The organism is Bosea sp. F3-2 (assembly GCF_008253865.1).
Classification (GTDB): domain Bacteria; phylum Pseudomonadota; class Alphaproteobacteria; order Rhizobiales; family Beijerinckiaceae; genus Allobosea.
Genome location: NZ_CP042332.1, coordinates 269,389 through 290,327 on the forward strand (window position 1 = coordinate 269,389; position 20,939 = coordinate 290,327).

Genomic DNA, 20,939 nt, shown 5'->3' on the forward strand with positions numbered 1-20,939 from the left:
GCAACCTCTAATGGTCGCAACCAGACGGGAGTTCAAAACTGATCAACCGCGTTTCCACGTAGCCGCCCAGATGATTGGCATTCGCTGTCGCTGTCCGGAGTTGATGCTGTGGACGGCTCTCCGCCCCTGCGGGAGCGTGAGCTCCTGCAAAGCAGGAGGAGAGTTTCATGGTCGAGGTGGTCACAGTCGGTCTGGATATCGCCAAGTCGGTCTTTCAGGTTCACGGCGTGGATGCCGGCGGGGAAGTCGCGCTTCGTCGCCAGCTCCGGCGGGCGCGGGTCTTGCCCTTCTTCGCCAAGCTGCCGGCGTGTCTGATCGGCATCGAAGCCTGCGCTACGGCGCACTATTGGGCCCGCGAGCTCGGCGCGCTGGGCCACCAGGTGAAGCTCATACCGCCGAGCTATGTGAAGCCATATGTGAAGCGGCAAAAGAACGATGCTGCCGACGCCGAGGCGATCTGCGAGGCCGTGACCCGGCCGACGATGCGCTTCGTGGAGGTGAAGAGTCCTGAGCAGCAAAGCGTGATGGTGCTGCATAGAGTCCGGCTGACCTTGATGCGCCAGCGCATCCAGCTGTCCAACACGATCCGGGGGCACATGGCTGAGTTCGGCTTGGTGGCGCCGATCGGGCGCGAGGGGCTGCAAAAGCTCATCAGGCTGGTGGAAGAGAGGGATCCACGCGTGCCGGATGAGGCGAGGGTCTGCTTGGAGTTTCTGGTCGCCCAACTGCAGCTGGTGAACCTGCAGATCCTGGAAACCGATCGACGGATCAGGACCAGCGCACGGTCCACCGAGGTCGGTCGCAGGCTGATGAGCATCCCCGGCGTCGGGCCGCTGCTGGCCAGCGCTCTGGTCGCGACGGTGGCTGATCCGAAAGCCTTCAAATTCGGCCGTAACCTGGCAGCCTGGATCGGGCTCGTGCCCAAGCAGAACTCCAGCGGCGGGAAGGACCGATTGGGCGGGATCACCAAGCAGGGCGACCGCTATCTGCGGCAGCTCCTGGTCGTCGGCGCCTTGGCCGTGGTTCGCTACGTCGAGCGGCACGGGACTCGCCGGCCGTGGCTCGTTCAGTTACAGACGAAGCGACCGACGAAGGTGGCGACGGTGGCTTTGGCCAACAAGATCGCCCGGATCGCCTGGGCCATCATGACCAGCGGCGAGAGCTACCGCGAGCCGGAGCCGGCTGCCGCGTAAATCAGGCGCGCCAGCGCCGACAAACTTGGGAAGGGCACCGACGGACTAACGCATCCCGCCGGTCGATACCGAAGGACAGGAAAGCCCTCTTGCGCCGCTGCGCCTCCAAGCGCGCGGTTTTGGTCGGGACCCGTCCTCGCGGAAGGCATTATGGCCAGCGGCCATGCGCGCCGCCCCAACAGATCCCATGATTGCGGCGCAGGCGGATACGCTGCGTCATCCAAAAGAGAGGGATCCCCGGCCATGTCGCAGTCATCCAACACTCTCGGCCCTGTTCATTACGATGGAACGCTCGTGCTCGCGATCGAGCTGAGTAGCAAGAGTTGGGTTCTGGCGGCGCAGATCCCCGGTCTTCCGCAGACGCGGGCGAAGCGCACCATCGATCCGGACAAGCTCGCCCTTCAATCCGCGATCGACGGCTACCGGCGCTCGTGCGGCTGCTGCCGGCCACTCGGTCGACCGGGTCATTGCGACCTATGAAGCCGGGTGGTCCGGGTTCTGGCTGGCAAGATGGCTCATCGCGATGGGCGTAGAGGTCCATGTCATCCAGCCTTCGAGCGTGCCCGTGGATCGGCGTATGCGCCGCGCGAAGTCCGACGGCATCGATGCCGAATTGCTCCTGCGCACGCTGCTCGCATGGCTCCGCGGCGAACCCCGCGTCTGTTCGATGGTGCCGATCCCTGATGAAGTCGACGAGGATGCCCGGCGCTGCGTCCGGGAACGGACCGAGCTGGTCTCCGAGCGTGTTGGCCTTGTCAACCGGATCGGTGCTGTTCTGGCGACGCTCGGAGCCGGCGACTACAATCCCCTTCTCCAAAATCGCCGCCGCCGGCTGGCTGAGCTGCGGACCGGGCTTGGCAAGCCGCTCCCGCCAAACGCGCTGGCCAAAATCGAACGATTGCTCACCAGGTTGGAACTTGTGATCGCGCAAATGGCGGAGTTGGAGCGCGACCGCGATGCCGTTGCCGAGGCCGTTGCGCCAGACGAAGGCGGCAAGATGATCCAGCAACTTTGCAGCCTGCGCGGCATCGGTGTGCAAAGCGCGACCGTGCTGGTCCGCGAGGCCTTTGTGCGCCGCTTTGCCAACGGGAAGGCGCTTGGCTCATACGCCGGTCTTGCTGCGACTCCGTACAGCAGCGGCGGGATCGAGCGCGAGCAAGGGATCGGAAAAGCTGGCAATCGACGGCTCAGAACCGTGATGGTCGAGCTCGCCTGGCTCTGGCAGCGCTATCAGCCTGGTACAGCGCAAGTGGCCTGGTTCCGCGATCGCGTCGGCTCAACCGGCCGGCGTGTCCGCAAAGTGATGGTGGTCGCCCTCGCGCGCAAACTCCTGATCGCCCTGTGGAGGTTTGTCATTGACGGTATCGTGCCCGAGGGCGCGATCATGAAGCCCTCGGCGTAGACCATCTCCGAGATCGGGCTGCACTGCTACGGCATTGCGGCCCGGTGATCCGAGGGAACGTCGCCGTTGTTCGGCGTGGCGCCTGGCGCGTCTTCACAGAGTGGTGCCGTTCCTTTGGAGCTCTCCCGTCCCGTATGCGGGACAGTGGTCGGGATCGCCATCCCGCCGGATGTGAGGTTTGCAGGCAGGTCCTGCCGCGAGAGAGCTCACCTCGGTTCATGATCGGAAAAAACCGTTGACCGGAGAATCATCATGTGAGGTCGAACACATGGCCGCACCGACCAGCCCTGCCGCAGTCCAACAAAACCCTTGCCAACGGGGAGCCGTCCACACATGGCGCTTAGCGCACTCACTACTGCGCATCGAACAATCCGAATAAGGCGTCGCCCGTCGCAGTAAGGGTTGGAAATCGTCGATAGGCTACGGTTCCGGCAGCCGCAAATGTCAACGGAACCGGGTCGGAGGGGGTTTCGTCGAGACGATGCACGACACCGGCGGCCTGTCCGGTCGAGACCTTCTCACCCGTTGTGACGAAAGGCTCGAACAGCCCTTGGCAGGGCGAGAATATTGCGCCTTCCCGAATGAACCTCACAAACTGGGTCGGCACTGCCTGCTTTGCTTCGAGATCGGGAGCAATCCCGTACTCGCGAAGAACGCGGGCCAGGCCATCCTCTGCGATCGTGAGCCCGTCGCGTGAAAGGGTAGCGCCACTGCCGAGCTCGGTCGCGATTGCTGGAACGCCGCATTGCTCTGCCGCAGCATAGAGCGTCGATTTCGCGCCGCCCCCCGATCCATCCGTGATGATGCTGTAGGGAGCGGCGAAAACATCAAGCAGCCGCCGAACGGCCTGCGCTTCAACGTCATCGCGACCAGGATGGGCGAGCGTTACTGTGAAATAATCGAGCGAACTGCCGCCCGAATGGAGATCAACGACCAGGTCGGCCATCGGGAAGAGTTCAGTGGCAACATAATGCGCGATCATCGAGGTCGGCCCGCCATCGGCGTTGCCGGGAAAAACGCGGTTGAGATTGCCGCCGTCCAGCGGAGAATTGCGACGCCCGGCTGCGACCGCGGGCTGGTTCAGGGCCGGGAGGATAATGACGCGTCCCTCCACGCGCGACCGCGAGAGCAGCTGGACCAGCTTCCGCAAGGCAACCTGGCCCTCGTATTCGTCGCCATGGGTGCCGGCGGTGAACAAGGCGGTCGGGCCGTTGCCGCCGTTGAAACAGATCATAGGCACTGGAATCCAGCCATAGGCCGAGATGTCGGAGGAATAGGGCACCCGAGCGTGATCGCTTTGCACACCCAGCGCGTTGAAATCGATAGCACTCGAAACTCGGCTTTTCATGTTGTTTCCATGTGTGAAAGAGCGAGGCCGGATCAGCGCTCGTAGAGGCGCTGCATGCGGACTTCGAGACGGCGGACCAGCCAGGCGATGGTGAGGGCTAGAGCGAGGAAGAGAATGCCGAGCACGATCATCGGCTCGGCGTAGCGGAAGGTGTCGGAGGCCACTTCCAACGCGGCGCCCAGCATCTCCGGGACGGCGAGGACGCCGAGATAGGGCGTCGATTTGAGGAGCGACACGAAGTAGTTGCCCATCGGGGCCGCAACCTGACGCAGGACCTGCGGCAGGACGATATGTGTTAGCGTGATCACGCGGCCGAGACCTAGCGACCTGGCCGCCTCGAACTGACCCTTGCCGATCGAGTCGATGCCGGCCCGGAACACCTCGGCGAGATAGCTCGAATAGTACAGGGCCAGGCTTAAGATGCCGACCATATAGGCCGACAGCGTGATTCCGTAGGTCGGCAGCACGAAGAAGAGAAAATAGAGCTGGGCCAGAATCGGGATAGAGCGGATCGCATCGATCGTGAATTGCACGCAGATGCCGGTCAGCCGGCCGGAGCGGCGCAGCAGCTCCCAGGCCAGTCCCATCAGCGCCGCCAGCAAGGATGCGACGATCGACACCCAGATGGTTGTCCAGATCGCCGCGAGGATGCGCGGCAGGATTTCGATCGCGAAGGCAGGGTCAAACCGCATGGCCGAGCCCCTGCGACCGCGCGACCTGACTTTCCACCCAGCGCCCAAACCGGGTGATCGGGTAGCAGACGATCAGGTAGGATAGGAGCAGGCCGCTATAGACGCCTGCAGGATCATATTTGACCTGTGCGATTTCCTTGGCCCGAAAGGTCATGTCGGTCAGCATGATCAGCGATACCAGCGACGTGCCCTTGAGCAACTGGATGAACTGGTTGATGAAGCTCGGCATCATGATCGGCAGCGCCTGCGGAAGCTCGATCAGGAGCAGGATCGGGAGCCGCCGGAACCCGAGCGCGCGGCCCGCTTCGATCTGTCCTCGCGCGAGCCCCTGCAGAGCGGCCCGTACCGCTTGGCTGGCATAGCCACCGGCATTGAGCCCAAGCACCATCGATCCGACGAGGATGGCTGGAAGCGTGATCCCGAAGGCCGGGAGCGAGTAGTAGAATACGAAAAGAAGCACGAGGACCGGCGAGGAGCGCCAGAACTCGATGAGCGCGGTGATGATCCAGCCCCAGATGCCGGTCGCCAGGTATTGGGCGACGCCGCAGACGAACATGAAGGGCAGGGCGAACAGAAGGCCAAGGCACGTGACCTGCAAGGTGACGGAAAGGCCCTGAAGAATGGACAGTGTCGTGCTGATCATCGTGCATCCACTAGCGAGGCTCGACCGCGCGGATGAAGTACGGCGGAACGAGCTGGCGTTCCGCCTGTTATTGTCTCTTGGGATTGCTCAGCCCTGGCAGAGCTGAGCGGCCGTGACGGTTTCCGGCGCCATCTCCTCGCTCGGCGAGAAGCCGTATTTCTCCATGATCTTCGCCAGCGTGCCGTCCTGGCGCATCTCGACCAATCGCTTGTTGTAGAGATCGCGCAAGGCGGTATCGGCGGGCCGGAACGCGAGCGCCGCGTAGTTCAGCGCCGGTTGCCCGTTTGGCTTGATGAACGGCTTGAACGGTGTTGCACGCTCGACATCCTTCAGGTTCGGGCTTTGCATCACCGCGATGAGCGAGCCGATCGACATCGTTACTGCGTCGACGCGCTTGGCGGTGAGAGCCGATACCGACGAGCCGACATCCTGAAACAGGGTCATCTGTGAGGCTGGGATGCCGGCGTCGAGGGCGTTTTGCGTATTCGAGCTACCGCGACCGCCACCCATGCGGATCTGCGAATTCGCGACAATGTCGGCATAGCTATGGATCTTGAACGGATTGCCTTTCGCGACCAGCACGCCGTCACCCACCGCGAGATCAGGTTCGCTGAAAATGACCTGCTTGCAGCGCTGTTGATTGATCGCCAGGCCGGAGGCGACGATATCAACCCTGCTGGCCGCCAGCGCGGGAATAAGCGCGCCGAACTCAGCGATCACCAGCTCGATCTTCTCAACGCCAAGCGGTTTGAAGGCTGCACGGACGAGATCAGGGTGAAAGCCCGTTGCCTCGCCGTCCTCGCCCTTGAACCCCCACGGCGATTGGTTTGCAAAGCCAACCGTGATCTTGCGATCCTTCAGCACATTGTTTGACGCGGCCTGGGCAAAGCCCTCGGGGGCAAAAGTGAGGGCCGCAAGCGCAGCCGCAACGCCGAGCGCAAGGCGCCCGGCTGACAAAGTCCAAGATGGCATGGAAGCCGTTCCCCGTTTGATTGACCCTGTCATTGGGACTAGATATACCAGGTATGTCAATATCGATTGCAGTTCCGCGGCCCGCCGCTGGCGCTGCCCTTTCAGGCACTGGAAACATGACGAACACAGCGGAAGCCGGCGCTGACACCCAGTCGCGCGCGATCGGGCAGCGTTCACTCGGACCGGACGCGACCTTGCATCCGCTATACCCAGTCTTCACCAGCGGAGCGCCGCTGCGCAGCCAGCAGCGATGGAACTATCCGCTTGAAGTCGCCTTCGATTATTCAGGAGTGGACCCAAGCGTCTTTCACCAGCCACCTTTGGCCGGAATCGCGCGTTGGGCTCCGCTTCTGCCTCCTCTCGATCCCAGGCTCAGCTTCGGGGAAGGCGGCACGCCGTTGATCCCGATTTCGACGGCAGCGACAGCGAGCGAAATTCCGGTTTTCCTGAAGGACGAGTCCCGCAATCCGACATGGAGCCATAAGGATCGGCTGAACCTATGTACGGTCAGCGCGGCTGTCAGGAGCGGCGCAAAGGGCGTCGTGGTCGCATCCTCGGGAAATCACGGCGTTTCGACTGCGGCCTATGCCGCGCGGGCAAACCTTCCCTGCGTGGTGCTTACGCCATCCGAGATCAGCAAGACTTTCCTCGCCATGCTGCGAGCCTATGGAGCCTGTCCGGTTCCGGTCGAGACCGCCCATAGATGGCCGTTGGTGCAGGCGATCTGCGAAAGGGCAGGGTACCATCCGACCAGCAACCTGACGCCGTTTCATACAGGGCATCCATTCGGACCGGAGGGCTACAAGACGATTGCCTACGAGATCTTCCTGCAGTTTGGCCGGGCCGTACCGGCAGCGGTCGTTGTCCCGACCGGATACGGCGAGCAGCTCTACGGCATCTCGAAAGGCTTCAAGGAGCTCGTCACACTGGGCCTCTGCTCCAACATGCCGCGCATGTTCTCCGTGGAGCCTGCGACACGCGGCCCCCTGCATCGGGCCGTTCAAACCCATGAGCCGATGGCAACGGTGGAGGCTGGGGAAACGCGACAGTATTCGATTGCCTGTACGGCTAGCGGGTACCGCGGCGTGCTCGCATTGGAAGCCAGCCGAGGAATGGCTTTAACCGTTGACGACGCCTCGGTCTGTGCCGCCCAGGCGACTTTGGGGCGTCAGGGCATATGGCAGGAATTTTCAGCCTGTGCCGCCTTCGCGGCGCTGCCCCAGATTCTCACCCAAAACCTGTCCGGTCCCATCGTTCTTATCGGCACGTCGGGAGGGTTCAAGGATCCTATCGAGGCGGAAACTCTGCCGGTCGTCGGTCCTGGTTTCGAGCACGTCGCGGACTACGTGCGCCAGAAGAGCGGCATCGACCTCAGATCGTGAGTGCTGGTTAAGCCTCAAAGCGGGATGACGGGCATCGTCTCGGGGGACAGCGCGCCGACGAATTCGGGCCCGTCACTGTCGATGTAGACACATTCTTCAAACTGGAAAACGCCTCCGCCTGCTTCGAGCTTCGGTTCAAGATGCAGGACCATTCCCGGTTCGATGACGGTATGGTCGTCGCGGCTGATCGACGGGGGCTCGGTCACCTCGCGCCCGCCGCCATGCCCTATGCGCGAAACCGCTCCATAGACTGACGGGAGCCCTGCCTCGATCCACAGCCGCGTGAATCTTGCATGGACCTCGGCGCAGGTTTCGCCAGAGCGAACGCTTGAGGCCAGCTCGATCGTCACACCGCGAACAGCGGCATAAAGCGCGCATTCACGCTCGCTCGGTTCTCCGACACGGGCAATCCGGTTGCGGTCCGCCGAATAACCGCCATAGCAGGAGCGAAAATCGGTCCAGACGTAGTCGTTCTCTCGCAAGGGCCGCGCGCCGGATGGGCGCGAATAAACGAAATCCCCATTCATGAAGAGCGCCGAGATCGGGTCCTGCCGCTCCGCGCCATTCAGAGCTATGTGAGCTTGAAGCTGACGTGCAAACTCAGCCTCGCTCATTCCCGGCCGTGCTTGTGCCACGACCGCATCGAACGCGTTGTCGACGATCGCCAAAGAGATCCGTTTCAGCTCGACCTCGTAGCGCGACTTGATCATGCGTACCCGCCACAGGACGGTTTCAGCATTGATCAGGTCGTATCCGCGCGCGCGGATGCCGTCGACGAGAGAAAGAGAACCGCGGCCGAGCATGTCCTGGCCGTAGTCGACTCCGATCCTCGCATTGGCCAGCCCAATCGCGTCGGCTACGGCTTCAATTGTCGCAAGGGCACCTTCTGCGGCGTAGCCTCGATAGAACCGCGCCGAGAATGGCCGAGGCGTCGAAGCGACGTTTCGTTCTTCGATCGTGCTGCCGACGACGATGACATCACGCAGCGTGATCACGGCCTGGAGCGGCCTGGCGTTGTAGGACCAGGTCATCGTACGGTAGCCGGTGAAATACTCGAAATTGTTGCGCTCGGTGATGACGACGGCGTCGATTCCCGCCTTCGCGAGCTCGATCCTCAAGCGGTTCAGGCGATCGTCGAATTCGCTCTGAGGAGTTGGGCCGGTTGGAGGGGCGGGCAGACTGACGTCGGCAGGGGCAAGCCGCTTGAGCTGTCGGGTCGGCATCATGCGCAACATGGGTCCGTTGTTTCGAAACGGCGATCAGGCCGCGGGATCATCGATGGGGATGTCGATGTTGCAAGCCAGCTTGTCGAACGGTGCCTCGACGCTCCCGAACACTGACAAGGCCGGGTCTCGGGTCGTCAGGTGATAGAGGCGCCTGAGCGTGGGGTATCCGACGGGGATTCCGAAGGCGGACTGCGCTTCGGCTGACGCCGGCGCAGCATCGATGACGAGCCGCTTGTTGATCACTGGAGTTTTCGTCGGCTTGAGGATGTCCATGATGAACTTGGTGGAAACGTCTCTCATGATCGGGTGATCCATCGGGACCGGGACATAGGACGTGTCGAACATGATCGGCTCGTCGCTGATGGAGATGACCCTGCGAATGCAGGACATCGGCCCGCGCGGCGGCGAAAACAGATCGAAAGAGCGGTCGGTGATCGGTTCCCAGCTCAGCGAAATCAAAGTGAGTGATAGCGGGAGCTTGGAGTCCATGGCCTGCTCCAGCGACGTCATGGACACGTCAATCTCGCGGATGAAACGCTTGTTCTGTCGTACAAACACGCCGAGGCCTTGCACCGTGCGCAGTAAGCCGAGCGCCTTCAGATCCTTGATGGCGCGCTTGATCGTGATCAGGCTGACGCCGAATTCTTCCGCGAGACTTACGGCTGAAGGAAGCGCGTCGCCGGGCTGATAGCGCTTGGTGTCAATGCGGCGCTGGAGCTCTTCGCGAACCGCTTCGTTCAGCGGCTGCCCCTCCCGCGCATTCAGCATCTATGTCTCCAGTTCGTGATGCCCATCGGTCGAAATCAGGCAGGATGTGAGGGGGTGCTGAATATACCTCGTATACCCAAATATCGAGGCTCGACAATCGACCTTCTGCTCGGCGCGTTCCTCTGTCCGAATTCGAGAAGCTCTGGGATGCCGGCCTGCTCTCCAAGGACAGGCTGTTGGCGGGCGACGCCGCCAGATGGACCCGTCGACGACGGGAGCTGATACCGAGAAGACCCTCAAACAACACTTGCAGCTGGTCTGCCGAGGTCTGGCCGGAGCGCTTGTCCTGAGTGAGCTCATGGGAGATCTTCTGCCCATCTCGCAGCTCGCGCAGGCCGGCACGCTCCACCGCGCTTCGCCCACCATCGCACCCGACCAGATATTGCGCCCGCATCGCCCGACAATCGGACAATTCGGCGGCGCCCGTGGCGTCTAGCACCAAACCCGTCGCCTCGCATCCGCGATAGACCCGCACCCCGAACTCATCGACCCAGTCGGCAAGGATGCGCTCGATGTGCTTCTGCCACAGGGCCAGCACGTAGTTGTGCCGCGTCGGGAAGTCGCTGATGTCCAGTGAAATGCCGGAGAACCACATCGATCGGATCGTCTGGCCCTGCGAGAGAAAGCGGTCGGCGATGCCGCGCTGATCGAGGACCTCGAGGTGCGTGTGTGCAGTCCGCCGGAGCGCAAACCGATCAGCTCTCGATCGCCGCGCCGCGCGACGATGGCAGTGTCAATGCCCGCCAGCGCCAGTTCGCCCGAAGCATCAACCCTGTCGGGCCGCCTTCGACGATCACGACCGCGTGCTCATTCATGGCTGTCTGGCGTCGACGGCAATGTCGAAGTGCATCACGTCTTCGCGGACGCCGAGCTTTGTGTACAAGGCGATCGCTGGCTCGTCGCCATAGTCCGCCTGGACATAAATCACCCAGGCTCGGGATTTCCGCGCGATGCCGCGCAGATGGTGGATGAGGGCCGTCGCGATGCCTTGCCGGCGATGTCCTTCATCGACCGCAAGATCGTAGATGTAATATTCGCGCCTTTCCTGCTCGCATTTGTCGAGCGCGTAGGCGACGAGTCCGCCGACTACGTCCTCGCCCTTCAGCGCAGCAACCACGGCGACATTTTCCCTGGAGAGCAGGCCCTTGAGATAGGTATCGCTTGGTGGGCCGTCCCCGAACGTCGCGGGGTCTGCGAAAGCTCGTCCGAACAGGGCATTCAGTTCGCGCATAAGCCGGACGTCTGAAGCCTCAAGGCGGCGTGTGACATAGGCAGGAGATGAAGACATGGTCGCTCCCCGACTCGGCATTTCACGTTTGCGCCGGTCTGGGCACGGCAACCGTGCTTTCGTCGTTATCGAGCCGGTATCGACACGACCACATCAAGTTCGCAGGATTTTCTGCATCGCCTTGCCCTTGGCCAGCTCATCGATCAGCTTATCCAGGTAGCGGATTTCTTGCATGGTCGGTTCCGTGATCGTTTCGACCCGCACGCCACAGATCACGCCCGAAATCAGGGATCGCGAAGGATGCAGACGAGGCGCGTCGGCGAAGAAATTCTCGAAGCAGGTTTTCTTTTCCAACTGAGCGTCCAGCCCTTCCTGACTGTAACCCGTCAGCCAACGGATGATCTCGTCGACCTCAGCTTTGGTCCGCCCCTTTTTCTCCGCCTTGGCAATATAGAGCGGATAAACGCTGGCAACGCTCATTGCATAGATTCGATGCCTGATCATCTGGCCTCCCTCATCGACCGACTTCGCTCACCAAAAGACCGCCGAGTTACTAGCGGCATCGCTTCTTGGCGTTTGTCGTAGCGGCGCAACCGGATTGGAGTCTGACGAGCGGAGGGCGCACACGCTACGCTCCAACAGGCGCCATTGGACCAGAATCGACGAAAGAATGTCAATGATCGACCAGGTTTCGCGAATTATCCGCGCGCGAACCTTGCCCAGCGACGAGAAGTGTCTATACCCGATCGCCTATGTCGACTAATTGCCCAGCCGGGGCTGGATGTGCGCGAGGAAGACCTCATCGTCCGCAAGACCCGTTACTCCGGGATGATCCAGGGCGCCGGCGATCTGCATGAGGCGCTGCGCCGGCGCAGGATCGAGGCGGTTCTTGTCGCTGGGACGATGACCAATGCCTGCTGTGAATCGACCGCCCGCGATGCGATGATGCTCAACTACCGCACCAGCATGGTGCACGACGCAAATGCCAGCCTTCGCGATGATGAGCACGCTGCGGCACTGATCAATTTCCACCTGTTCTTCGGTGATGTCGTCTCGACCGAAGATCTTCTGCTTCGCTATCAGGCATTCGAACAATCGGACGCCAGCACGGATCTGGCCGACCGGGCAGCATCCTTCACTTGACGACGTGCCCGCGCGGTTACGCCTTAGAAAGCGCGCTTCCCGCCTCCCTAGGCCGACCCGTTGGTGCGAGGGGATCGCTCGGCTGAATTGTCTCGAGGGGCGATGAATCGACGAGCTCTCAGCTCACCAATCCCATTGGTGGGGAGCGCCTCTCAGAACTCACTGAGGGGCTCGTCTTTTAGGAGCGGCGAGCCATGGCCGATGAAAGCGAGAACTGTCAATTGGTGCTGGCAACCTCACGGATGAACTCAAGAAGCTAGCGCTGTTTTGCGTTGGCCAACGCGCTCCATCGTCGAGCTCGGCCAGCGCGGCGCCATCGAAGCGCGGCATGGCGAGGCGGACTGCGAGACCCTCCAGCACCGAACGGATCTCGGTGCAGATCTTCGATGACCAGTTCGACACCACGAGCTACCAACCGACCCAGCGATCCGAAGCTGCTATCTCACCAAGCCTGGTCCATTGGCGTCAGAAAACGGTTTGGATGTGGGCTGGCGACTTTTCACAGCGCGGTGGAAGCGACGGCGATCACCGATACCCCAAGCGGCAGGCAGAGCGGCGTGCAAACGAGATGCGGCACTTCAGAGATCTCGCCGTTGCCGCCGCTGGTGAGGAACGCGGGCGGTGAAATATTATCTATCGGCTTGCACAACGGACAAAGAAAAAGGGCCGCCCGCTAGGGCGGCCAAGTCTAGTTGTTTAGTCCCACGGTGTGATGGCGTATCGTTATCGTCGTCAGAGAGGGACGCGCTATGGGCCAGGTTCTTCACGGGAGCGCCACGACCACGCACGCCGTTCGAACGGAGCTACAGCGATCGCAAGCTTCGGCCGCGGAGCTCGCGCGGCGCTTCGGGATCAACGAGAAGACCGTGAGGAAGTGGCGGTCCCGGCAGACGGTCGGCTGCCTTCAGCGTCACGGAATCTCTCGCCTGCCGAAGGCCGATCGCGAAAAACCGAAGCGGTTCAAGGCCTACGAGATCGGCTGCTTCCACATCGACATCGCCGAGCTGCGCTATGAAGGCGGCAAGGCCTGTCTGTTCGTGGCCGTGGACCGGACCTCCAAATTGGTCTTCGCCAGGATCTACCGGAAGGCGACAAAGCTCGTAGCGGCGGGCTTCCTCAAGGCGCTGGTCAGGGCCGTTCCCTACAAGGTCCACACGGTGCTGACGGATAACGGCGTTCAGTTCGTCCAGCACGACAAGAGGGCCGAGGGCGGCTTCCTCGCTCACGTCTTCGGAAGAGTCTGCGCCGAGAACAGCATCGCGCACAGGCTCACCAAGCCCTATCATCCGTGGACCAACGGCCAGGCGGAACGAATGGTCCGAACCATCAAGGACGCCACCGTCCGCACCTTCCACTACGCCTCGATCAACGACCTGAGGCGCCACGTCCGGGACTGGCTGCTGGCCTACAATTACGCCAAGCAGCTCAAGGCGCTGCGGTTCAGGACCCCGCTTGAGGCCATCAAGCAAATCAGCACCGAAAAGCCAGAGCTGTTCAGCCGTCGGCCAGGCCATGACATGCTGGGACTAAACACTTAGAGCGTTTTGCGCTCTTCTGGGTCATAGCCTGCGGCTTTGAAGAACTTTGCACATTCGGCTGGCGAGAAGAGCGGAATGATGTCTGCGATCCTGCTCCAGAGAGTTTGCTGCGGGGCTGCCAGCCTGACAGTCGCGAGCGCACCAGCGGATCGCGCTGGCCACGCTCACTCCGAACCGTTCAGCCGCTTGGCGCCGCGACATCCCACCTGAAACGGCCGCTACAACGCGTTCGCGAAGATCGAGAGACAAGCTGCGAGCCATAGCTGCCGGCCTCCGATCCGGCAGACAGGTTGAATCAGAACACGCGCCCCTTAAGAATCCTCAACGATTCAGCTCGACCGGAAAACGCTCTAACAGCAAGTCGGATCACGCGGTATCACAAAAACAATCTTGACTGTTTGTAAATTGTGTCTCAGCCTCGGATTTCTTTCCGATGGCTTGGATCAATGCCAGAGAGTTTGGCGTGAGCGGCAATAGGCGATCACAGAAAGAACGTAGTACGGAGACTTCAACGCGGTTGCTGACGGCGGCGATCGACCTTCTTCACGATCGCGGCCTTGCCCGCACCTCAACACCGGAAATCGCGCGTCGAGCAGGGGTCTCGCGCGGCGCGTTAACGCATCACTTCCCCAGCCGCGAGGCGATCATCAGCGCCTCCGTCGCCGATCTGCTCAGCAGGACCGCGCGAGACCTGCATCGCTTCGCCGAAGAGTTCATCGCGCGCGGCGGCTCAAGCGACGAGATTGTCGACTACATCTGGCGGATGATGGACGACCGCCTTTTCTACGTCACGATGGAATTCTTGCCCGAGGCGCGCCACAACGACGAGTTCCGGGCGCAGCTCATCCCGACTGTTCGCGAGTTCCATGCCGGTCTGGACGCGATCTGGACGGCGCTCGCCGTCCGCGCCGGAACTGACCCCGACCATACGCGCACGGTGATGAACGCAACTATGTGCCTCGTGCGCGGCATGATCAGCCAGACGGTGCTGCGGCCGAACGATCCAACCTACTACGACGGCATGCTTCAGTTCTGGAAGGGGCAGGTGCGCCAGCAGTTTCCGATCAAGCCCGTTATGGCCGGGAAACACAGGGCGGCGTCTTGAGCGCAGCGCTGACGATCGGGGGGCTGAAGCTCTCCTTCTACGGCGTGCATGTGCTGCGCGGTGTTGATTTTGCCGTTCCCGAAGGGTCGTTCACCGGGCTGATCGGCCCGAACGGGGCGGGAAAATCCACCCTCTTCAACGCGGTGTCGGGGCTGTACAGGCCGGATGCCGGCTCGGTTCGGCTGCGGGATGTCGAAACGGCCGGGCTGCCGCCCGAAAAGCTGGTCGCGGCCGGGCTTGTCCGCTCCTTCCAGCTCGCACGCGGCTTCCCCAAGCTCAGCGTCTTCCAGCACCTGATGCTGTACGGCGCGGCGCAGCCCGGAGAACACCTGCTGGCGGGGCTGTTCGGCTCGCAGCAGGCGCGGCAGCGGGAAGCGGCGCTGGCCGAGCGCGCCTTCGGCATCGCCCGCAGGCTGAAGCTCGACCATGTGCTCGACAATCCCGTAACGGCCCTGTCCGGCGGGCAGAAGAAGCTCGTCGAGATCGGTCGGGCGCTGATGGCCGAGCCGACGATCCTGCTGCTCGACGAACCGATGGCCGGTGTCAATCCGAGCCTGACCGAGCAGATCGCGGAGCATCTCGTCGCCCTCAATCGCGGGGGGCTGACCATCTGCCTGATCGAGCACGACATGGGGCTGATCCGCCGGCTCTGTGCGCCGGTCATCGTGATGGCCGAAGGCCGGACGCTGACGCAAGGCAGCTTCGAGGAGGTTGCCTCCGACACGCGCGTGCAGGAAGCCTATCTCGGGAGGCGGCATTGAACGCGGCGGTCGGCGCGGTTCTTCAGGCTACAGGCATCGTTGCCGGCTATGGCGCGGCGGAGCAGATCCTGAAGGGCACGTCGCTTCATGTCGCGCCGGGCGAGATCGTCTCGATCATCGGCCCGAACGGAGCCGGCAAGTCGACGCTGCTGAAGACGCTTGCCGGTCTCGTCCCGGCGCGGGAAGGCGAGATCCATCTCGGCGGGCGCGACGTGACGCGGGCCGACGCGCTTGGCCGTTCGCGCGCCGGCATCGGCTTCGTGCCGCAGGAGCGCAATGTCTTCGGCGCCATGACGGTCTCCGACAATCTCGAAATCAGCGGCTTTCAGAATCCAGGCGAGGTCGGGCGGCGCAGCGAGGAGATGTATGCGCGCTATCCGATGCTGGCGGAGAAGCGCAAGGCGCTGGCGCGCACGCTCTCAGGCGGTCAGCGGCAGATCCTGGCCATGGCGATGGGGCTGATGAACGTGCCCTCGCTGCTGCTACTCGACGAGCCGACGGCCGGGCTATCGCCGAAGGCGGCCGACGAGCTGTTCGAAGCGATCGTCGCGCTCAATCGCGGCGGCCTTCCGATCCTGATGGTCGAGCAGCATGCGCTGGAAGCCCTCGAGATCTCCACGCGCGGCTATGTGCTCGTCTCCGGTCGCAACAGCCGTGAGGGAGCAGGGCCAGCGCTCGCCAGCGACCCGGATATCCGCAAGCTCTTTCTCGGCGGATAGACCGCCTGACACGACGATCAATAACGACAATGCAGGGGATCACCATGACGCCATTCAGCATCGATCGCCGCCGCCTTCTTGCCGGCAGCGCCGCGGTTGCGGGCATTTCCGTGCTTCCGAGCCGCGCCCGCGCGCAGGCCGGCCCGATCCGGATCGGCACCTTGACGCCGCTCACCGGCTCGGGCGGTCCGTACGGTCCCGTTATGGTCAAGGCCGTGAAAGCCGTGGTCGACGAGGTGAACGCGGCGGGAGGCGTGCTTGGCCGCAAGGTCGAGCTGATCTCGGAAGACGACCAGACCAATCCGGAAGCCGGCGTGCGCGCCGCGCGCAAGCTGATTGATGTCGACAAGGTTTCGGCGATCCTCGGCACCTGGGCCTCTTCGGTCACCACCGCGGTGGCGCCGCTCTGTTGGGAATCGAAGACCTTCCTCGCCACCGTCTCGGGTGCCGACGCCATCACCCAGCTTCCCCATCAGGGCTATCTGATCCGCACCCAGCCGAACACGACGCTGCAGGGCAAGAAGTTCGGCGAGTTCTGCGTGGCCGAGAAGGCGAAGCGCGTCTTCTTCCTCTCGCCGCAGACGCCCTTCGCCAAGAGCCAGTTCGACAACATCACGGCAGCGGTGAAGGCGGCCGGCGGCGAGACCGGCTCGCTGATCTATGACGACAAGAAGCCGTCCTACCGCACCGAGATCGATGAGGCGCTGCGCTTCAAGCCCGACGCGATCATCTTCGGTGGCTATACGCCGGACACCGCGGTGATGTTGAAGGATGTCTATCGGGCGGGCTTCAACGGGCTGAAGGTCGCCTTCGCCTATTCGGTCAACCAGAAGCTGATCGAGAGCGTGCCGGCCGAAGTGGTGGACAAGACCTTCACGATCGCGCCGTCGCCGGCCGAGGGCTCGAAGGCCTATGAAAAGCTGGTGAAGCTGATCGGCGTCGCTTCGCCCGATCCCTACACCACACAGATCTACGACCAGATCAGCCTCGTGCTGATGGCCATCGCCTTCGCCGGCGACAGCTCGGGTGCGGCGATCAAGGAAACGGTCCGAAAGGTCAGCCAGGCGCAGGGCGGCGTGAAGGTCGACAATGCCATCGACGGGCTGAAGGCCATCGCTGCCAAGCAGCCGGTCGATTACGACGGCGCGAGCGGCCCCTGCGACATCGACGCGATCGGCGACATCATCGACTCGAAGTTCCGCTACGAGCAGGTGCAGGGCGGCAAGCTCGTCCTGGTGAAGATCGCGTGACCCTGCTCCTGCAGGCGCTGCTCAACGGAGTGATGACCGGGGCGCTGATCGCCGTCCCAGCCATCGGCTTCTCGGCCATCTTCGCTGTGCTGCGCTATCCGAACTTCGCCATCGCCGCCTATGCGACGATCGGCGCCTTCGCCGCCTGGTGGGCGAATGCCCAGCTCGGCCTGCCGATTGTGGCGGCACTCGTCGTCGCTTTTGCGGTGACGGGTGTGGTCGGCGTCGCGGCGGAGGAGACGGCGCTGAAGCGCCTGCGCGGCAACGGGGCGCTGATCGTCGCCATCGCCTCGATCGCGCTTAATCTCGTGCTGGAAAACATCGTCCGCTTCGTCTTTGGCAACGAGATGCGCGGCTACGACCTGCCGATCGCACGGGACCTGCGCTTCGGCGAGCTGCGCATCGGCCCGCAGCAGCTGCAGAGCCTGCTGCTGTCCGTCATCATCATGGCCGCGATGTTTCTGTTCCTGCGCTACACCCGCTTCGGCAAGGCGATGCGCGCAGTGGCCGACAACCCCGATCTCGCGAGGCTCAAAGGCATCGACCCGGCGCGGATCGCCATCGTCACGCTGTTCCTGGGCGCCGGGCTGACCGGCGTCGGCGGCGTGCTGATCGGGCTCGACACCTCGATCGACCCGCTCACCGGCTACCGCGTCCTGCTCTCGGTCTTCGCCGCGGCGGTCCTGGGCGGTCTCGGGTCCATTCCCGGCGCGGTCGTCGGCGCATTGATGCTCGGCATCGCCGAGGAACTCGCGCTGCTGGCGGTGCCTGCGACCTATCGCACGGCGATCGGCTTCGTCGCGATCCTGCTGATGCTGACCTTCCGGCCGCGCGGCATCCTCGGTGAGAGGGCTGCCTGATGCTGTCCTATGTCATCTTCACGCTGACGCTCTGCGCCATCTACGGCCTGCTGGGCTTAAGTCTCAACCTGATCTGGGGCGGGGCCGGGCTGGTCAATCTCGGCCTTGCCGGCTTCTTCGCGCTCGGCGCCTATGCTTCGGCCCTGGCGACGGGGGCGGGAGCGCCCGTTCTGATCGGATGGGGCGCGGCGCTCGTCGTCGGCGCGGCTGTCGGGCTTCTCGTGACCTTCGCGACGCTGCGGTTGCGCGACGATTACCTCGCCATCGTGACCCTGGGATTTGCCGAAGTGATCCGGCTGGTCGCGCTCAACGAACGCTGGCTCACAAAGGGCTCGGACGGCATTTCCGGCATTCGCGCACCGCTCAAGGCCGAACTCGGCACGCAGAATTTCGCGCTGTTCTATCTCGGGCTCGTCACCTTGGTGCTCCTGGTCGTCTGGGCGCTGCTGCGGCGGCTCGATCTTTCGCCCTATGGGCGCGCCTTGAAGGCGATCCGCGAGGACCAGCAGCTCGCCGCCTTCGCGGGCAAGCCGGTGCTGCGCTTCAAGCTGCAGGCCTTCGCGCTCTCGGCCGCGATCGCGGCGCTGGCCGGCGCGCTCTACGCCCATTTCCAGTCCTACATCTCGCCGGATCACTTCCAGCCGCTGATCACGATCTACATTTTCCTCGCGGTGACGGCGGGTGGCGTCGGCCGGCCGAGCGGGGCGGTGCTTGGCGCCTATGCCGTCGTGATCTTCCTGGAGGCGACGCGCTTCATGACGGAGTGGGTGCCCGGTCTGCAGCCGGTTCAGCTTGCCGCCATGCGCGAGATGCTGATCGGGCTGGCGCTCATCCTAGTGCTGCATCTGAAGCCGCAGGGCATCCTGCCCGAGAAAGTCCCCAAGGCGCCGGCCCCGTCCAGCGCTGCCTGAATCCGGAGAGTGCCCATGTCCGACGATCTCGCCACGCTGACGGCGCTCATCGAGAAGCCCGGTCAACCCGAGACGCTGTTCAAGGCCTTCGAGGAGGCGACGCAGCGCCTCATCGGCCATCAGCTCTTCACGCTGCTCTATGTCGATGGGCAGGAGGTTGCGCGGATCTACTCCAACCGCCCGGGCGAATACCCGCTCTCCGGCCGCAAGACGATGGGGCCGACGCCCTGGGGAAAACATGTGCTCGAAGAGCGCAAGCCCTATCTCGGCAAAGACAAGGCCGGGATCCGATGGGCCTTCTTCGATCATGAGCTGATCGAAAGCATGGGGCTCGGCTCTGTCATCAACATTCCGGCGATCTATGACGGCAAGGTGGTCGGCACCATCAACCTGCTCGCGCCCGAGCACCATTACCGCGAGGAGCATGTCGCCCCGGTCGCGCGGCTGGCGCCGGTGCTGGTGCCTGCCTTCCTCGCCGCTCGCGCCGCCGCTGGCGCGGCCTGATCCCGCTTCGTTGCCTCAAAGCCCATTCGCCCGAAGGAACAGCCCCATGGCCGCAACCCTCTTCACCAATGCCCGTATCGTCGACGGCACTGCACCCGAGCCGGCTGAGCCGGTCAGCGTCCTCGTCGAGGGCGGAACGATCCGCGAGGTCGGCAAGGCGGTGACGTCCGCCAAGGCGAAGACCGTCGATCTCAAGGGCCGCACCCTGATGCCGGGGCTGATCGACGCGCATGTGCATGTCGTCGCCGGCATCGCCGATCTGGGCGCCAATGCGCGCCTGCCGGCCTCGCTCGTGACCGCGCGCTCTTTCGTGATCATGCGCGAGATGCTGCTGCGCGGTTTTACAACGGTTCGCGATGTCGGTGGCGCCGATTTCGGCCTGAAGCAGGCGACGGAGGAGGGGCACTTCCCGACGCCGCGCCTTGTCATCTCCGGCAAGGCGCTGAGTCAGACCGGCGGGCACGCCGATTTTCGCGGCCGCTATGACGACCGGCCGAGCGTGACCGAACGCCATCGCCTGGGTGCGCTCGGGCGCATCTGCGACGGCGTGCCCGATGTTCGCCGTGCGGCGCGCGAGGAGCTGAAGGGCGGCGCCGACTTCATCAAGATCATGGCCAATGGCGGCTGCGCCTCGCCCACCGATCCGATCCATTTCCTCGGCTATTCGGTCAGCGAACTCGAAGCCATCGTCGAAGAGGCCCGGATGGCGGGAACTTATGTCTCCGCCCATGTCTATACCGACGAGGCGATCCGCCGCTGCGTCGAGGCCGGCGTGCACTCGCTGGAGCACTGCAACCTGATCCAGCCCGAGACGGCCAAGCTTGCAGCAACGAAGGGCGCCGTCGCGGTGCCGACGCTTGTGACCTATGACAAGCTGGTCTCCGACGGGCCGAAGCTCGGCTTCCCGTCGGATTCGGTCGCGAAGGTTGACGTCGTGCGCTCGGCCGGCATGGACTCGCTCTGCATCATGCAGGAAGCGGGTCTCGCCATGGCCTATGGCAGCGACCTGCTTGGCGAGATGCATCGCTACCAGTCGGAGGAGTTCGTCATTCGCGGCCGAGCCTTGCCGGCACAGGAGGTGATCGCGTCCGCGACCTTCATTGCGGCCAGGCTTCTGAAGCTCGAAGGCAAGATCGGGACGGTGGCGCCGGGCGCTCATGCCGACCTCGTCGTCGTCGATGGCGATCCGCTGCAGGACCTCTCGCTCCTCACGCGTCAGGGGCGGCACATGCCGCTGATCATGAAGGGCGGCGATTTCATCAAGCGGACGAGCCTGAACTGAGTGGGGTCGACG

20 protein-coding genes and 2 pseudogenes are annotated in these 20,939 nt (G+C 63.3%); 13 read left to right on the forward strand and 9 right to left on the reverse strand.

What is annotated here, in order from left to right:
- The first annotated feature begins 167 nt into the window (after nt 1-167).
- On the forward strand, nt 168-1,193 hold the full coding sequence (locus FQV39_RS30995; protein ID WP_149134313.1) for an IS110 family RNA-guided transposase: 1,026 nt from the start codon (nt 168-170) through the stop codon (nt 1,191-1,193).
- Between the two features lie 243 nt (nt 1,194-1,436).
- Nucleotides 1,437-2,595, forward strand: a pseudogene (locus FQV39_RS31000) (IS110 family RNA-guided transposase).
- A gap of 352 nt (nt 2,596-2,947) precedes the next feature.
- On the opposite strand, the gene FQV39_RS31005 reads toward FQV39_RS31000, so the two are convergent.
- The 4 genes from FQV39_RS31005 to ehuB form a co-directional block, all read right to left on the reverse strand.
- Entirely contained in the window at nt 2,948-3,943 is a 996-nt protein-coding gene (locus tag FQV39_RS31005; RefSeq protein WP_149134314.1) for a succinylglutamate desuccinylase/aspartoacylase family protein, read from the reverse strand.
- Between the two features lie 32 nt (nt 3,944-3,975).
- Nucleotides 3,976-4,635, reverse strand: a complete 660-nt coding sequence (locus tag FQV39_RS31010) for an amino acid ABC transporter permease (RefSeq protein ID WP_149134315.1) — start codon at nt 4,633-4,635, stop codon at nt 3,976-3,978.
- The gene (locus FQV39_RS31015; protein ID WP_149134316.1) at nt 4,625-5,278 is read right to left on the reverse strand and encodes an amino acid ABC transporter permease; all 654 of its coding nucleotides are present in this window, start codon (nt 5,276-5,278) and stop codon (nt 4,625-4,627) included. The genes FQV39_RS31010 and FQV39_RS31015 overlap by 11 nt, the downstream gene beginning before the upstream one ends.
- Before the next feature lie 87 nt (nt 5,279-5,365).
- Nucleotides 5,366-6,427: an ectoine/hydroxyectoine ABC transporter substrate-binding protein EhuB gene (gene ehuB, locus FQV39_RS31020; RefSeq protein ID WP_248313517.1), complete on the reverse strand. Its 1,062-nt coding sequence runs from the start codon at nt 6,425-6,427 to the stop codon at nt 5,366-5,368.
- On the opposite strand from ehuB, the gene FQV39_RS31025 reads away from it, so the two are divergent.
- Nucleotides 6,367-7,632 carry a threonine synthase gene (locus FQV39_RS31025; RefSeq protein WP_149134317.1) on the forward strand — a complete coding sequence of 422 codons (1,266 nt, stop codon included), beginning with the start codon at nt 6,367-6,369 and terminating at the stop codon, nt 7,630-7,632. The two genes, ehuB and FQV39_RS31025, sit on opposite strands and share 61 nt — an antisense overlap.
- 14 nt (nt 7,633-7,646) lie before the next feature.
- Here the strand turns inward: FQV39_RS31025 and FQV39_RS31030 are convergent, their stop codons facing one another.
- The 5 genes and pseudogenes from FQV39_RS31030 to FQV39_RS31050 form a co-directional block, all read right to left on the reverse strand.
- A complete protein-coding gene (locus tag FQV39_RS31030) occupies nt 7,647-8,867 on the reverse strand; it encodes a M24 family metallopeptidase (RefSeq protein WP_149134318.1) in 1,221 nt (406 codons plus the stop codon).
- A 24-nt stretch (nt 8,868-8,891) separates the two neighbouring features.
- On the reverse strand, nt 8,892-9,626 hold the full coding sequence (locus FQV39_RS31035; RefSeq protein WP_149134319.1) for a GntR family transcriptional regulator: 735 nt from the start codon (nt 9,624-9,626) through the stop codon (nt 8,892-8,894).
- Nucleotides 9,627-9,963: 337 nt separating this feature from the next.
- Nucleotides 9,964-10,441, reverse strand: a pseudogene (locus FQV39_RS33960) (FAD-dependent monooxygenase); the annotation flags it as partial.
- On the reverse strand, nt 10,438-10,914 hold the full coding sequence (locus FQV39_RS31045) for an AAC(3)-I family aminoglycoside N-acetyltransferase (protein WP_149134320.1): 477 nt from the start codon (nt 10,912-10,914) through the stop codon (nt 10,438-10,440). The gene FQV39_RS31045 and the pseudogene FQV39_RS33960, both read right to left, overlap by 4 nt.
- Before the next feature lie 93 nt (nt 10,915-11,007).
- On the reverse strand, nt 11,008-11,358 hold the full coding sequence (locus tag FQV39_RS31050; protein ID WP_149134321.1) for a DUF2200 domain-containing protein: 351 nt from the start codon (nt 11,356-11,358) through the stop codon (nt 11,008-11,010).
- A gap of 279 nt (nt 11,359-11,637) precedes the next feature.
- Here FQV39_RS31050 and FQV39_RS31055 point away from each other — a divergent pair, with 279 nt between their 5' ends.
- From FQV39_RS31055 to FQV39_RS31105, 10 genes are all read left to right on the forward strand, one after another.
- The gene (locus tag FQV39_RS31055; protein ID WP_248313518.1) at nt 11,638-11,997 is read left to right on the forward strand and encodes a cysteine hydrolase family protein; all 360 of its coding nucleotides are present in this window, start codon (nt 11,638-11,640) and stop codon (nt 11,995-11,997) included.
- 749 nt (nt 11,998-12,746) lie between these two features.
- Nucleotides 12,747-13,535 carry a DDE-type integrase/transposase/recombinase gene (locus FQV39_RS31060; RefSeq protein ID WP_149134323.1) on the forward strand — a complete coding sequence of 263 codons (789 nt, stop codon included), beginning with the start codon at nt 12,747-12,749 and terminating at the stop codon, nt 13,533-13,535.
- 433 nt (nt 13,536-13,968) lie between these two features.
- Nucleotides 13,969-14,640 (forward strand): TetR/AcrR family transcriptional regulator, encoded by a 672-nt coding sequence (locus FQV39_RS31070; RefSeq protein ID WP_149134324.1) that lies wholly within the window; start codon nt 13,969-13,971, stop codon nt 14,638-14,640.
- Complete coding sequence (locus FQV39_RS31075) at nt 14,637-15,401, forward strand: ABC transporter ATP-binding protein (protein WP_149134325.1); 765 nt, start codon at nt 14,637-14,639, stop codon at nt 15,399-15,401. The genes FQV39_RS31070 and FQV39_RS31075 overlap by 4 nt, the downstream gene beginning before the upstream one ends.
- Complete coding sequence (locus FQV39_RS31080) at nt 15,398-16,120, forward strand: ABC transporter ATP-binding protein (RefSeq protein ID WP_149134326.1); 723 nt, start codon at nt 15,398-15,400, stop codon at nt 16,118-16,120. Before FQV39_RS31075 ends, FQV39_RS31080 begins: the two co-directional genes overlap by 4 nt.
- Before the next feature lie 44 nt (nt 16,121-16,164).
- Complete coding sequence (locus FQV39_RS31085; RefSeq protein ID WP_149134327.1) at nt 16,165-17,370, forward strand: ABC transporter substrate-binding protein; 1,206 nt, start codon at nt 16,165-16,167, stop codon at nt 17,368-17,370.
- A complete protein-coding gene (locus FQV39_RS31090; protein WP_248313519.1) occupies nt 17,367-18,230 on the forward strand; it encodes a branched-chain amino acid ABC transporter permease in 864 nt (287 codons plus the stop codon). Before FQV39_RS31085 ends, FQV39_RS31090 begins: the two co-directional genes overlap by 4 nt.
- Nucleotides 18,230-19,141 carry a branched-chain amino acid ABC transporter permease gene (locus FQV39_RS31095; protein ID WP_149134328.1) on the forward strand — a complete coding sequence of 304 codons (912 nt, stop codon included), beginning with the start codon at nt 18,230-18,232 and terminating at the stop codon, nt 19,139-19,141. Before FQV39_RS31090 ends, FQV39_RS31095 begins: the two co-directional genes overlap by 1 nt.
- Before the next feature lie 15 nt (nt 19,142-19,156).
- Nucleotides 19,157-19,645 carry a GAF domain-containing protein gene (locus tag FQV39_RS31100; protein ID WP_149134329.1) on the forward strand — a complete coding sequence of 163 codons (489 nt, stop codon included), beginning with the start codon at nt 19,157-19,159 and terminating at the stop codon, nt 19,643-19,645.
- Nucleotides 19,646-19,691: 46 nt separating this feature from the next.
- Nucleotides 19,692-20,927: a metal-dependent hydrolase family protein gene (locus tag FQV39_RS31105; protein ID WP_149134330.1), complete on the forward strand. Its 1,236-nt coding sequence runs from the start codon at nt 19,692-19,694 to the stop codon at nt 20,925-20,927.
- Nucleotides 20,928-20,939: the final 12 nt, after the last annotated feature.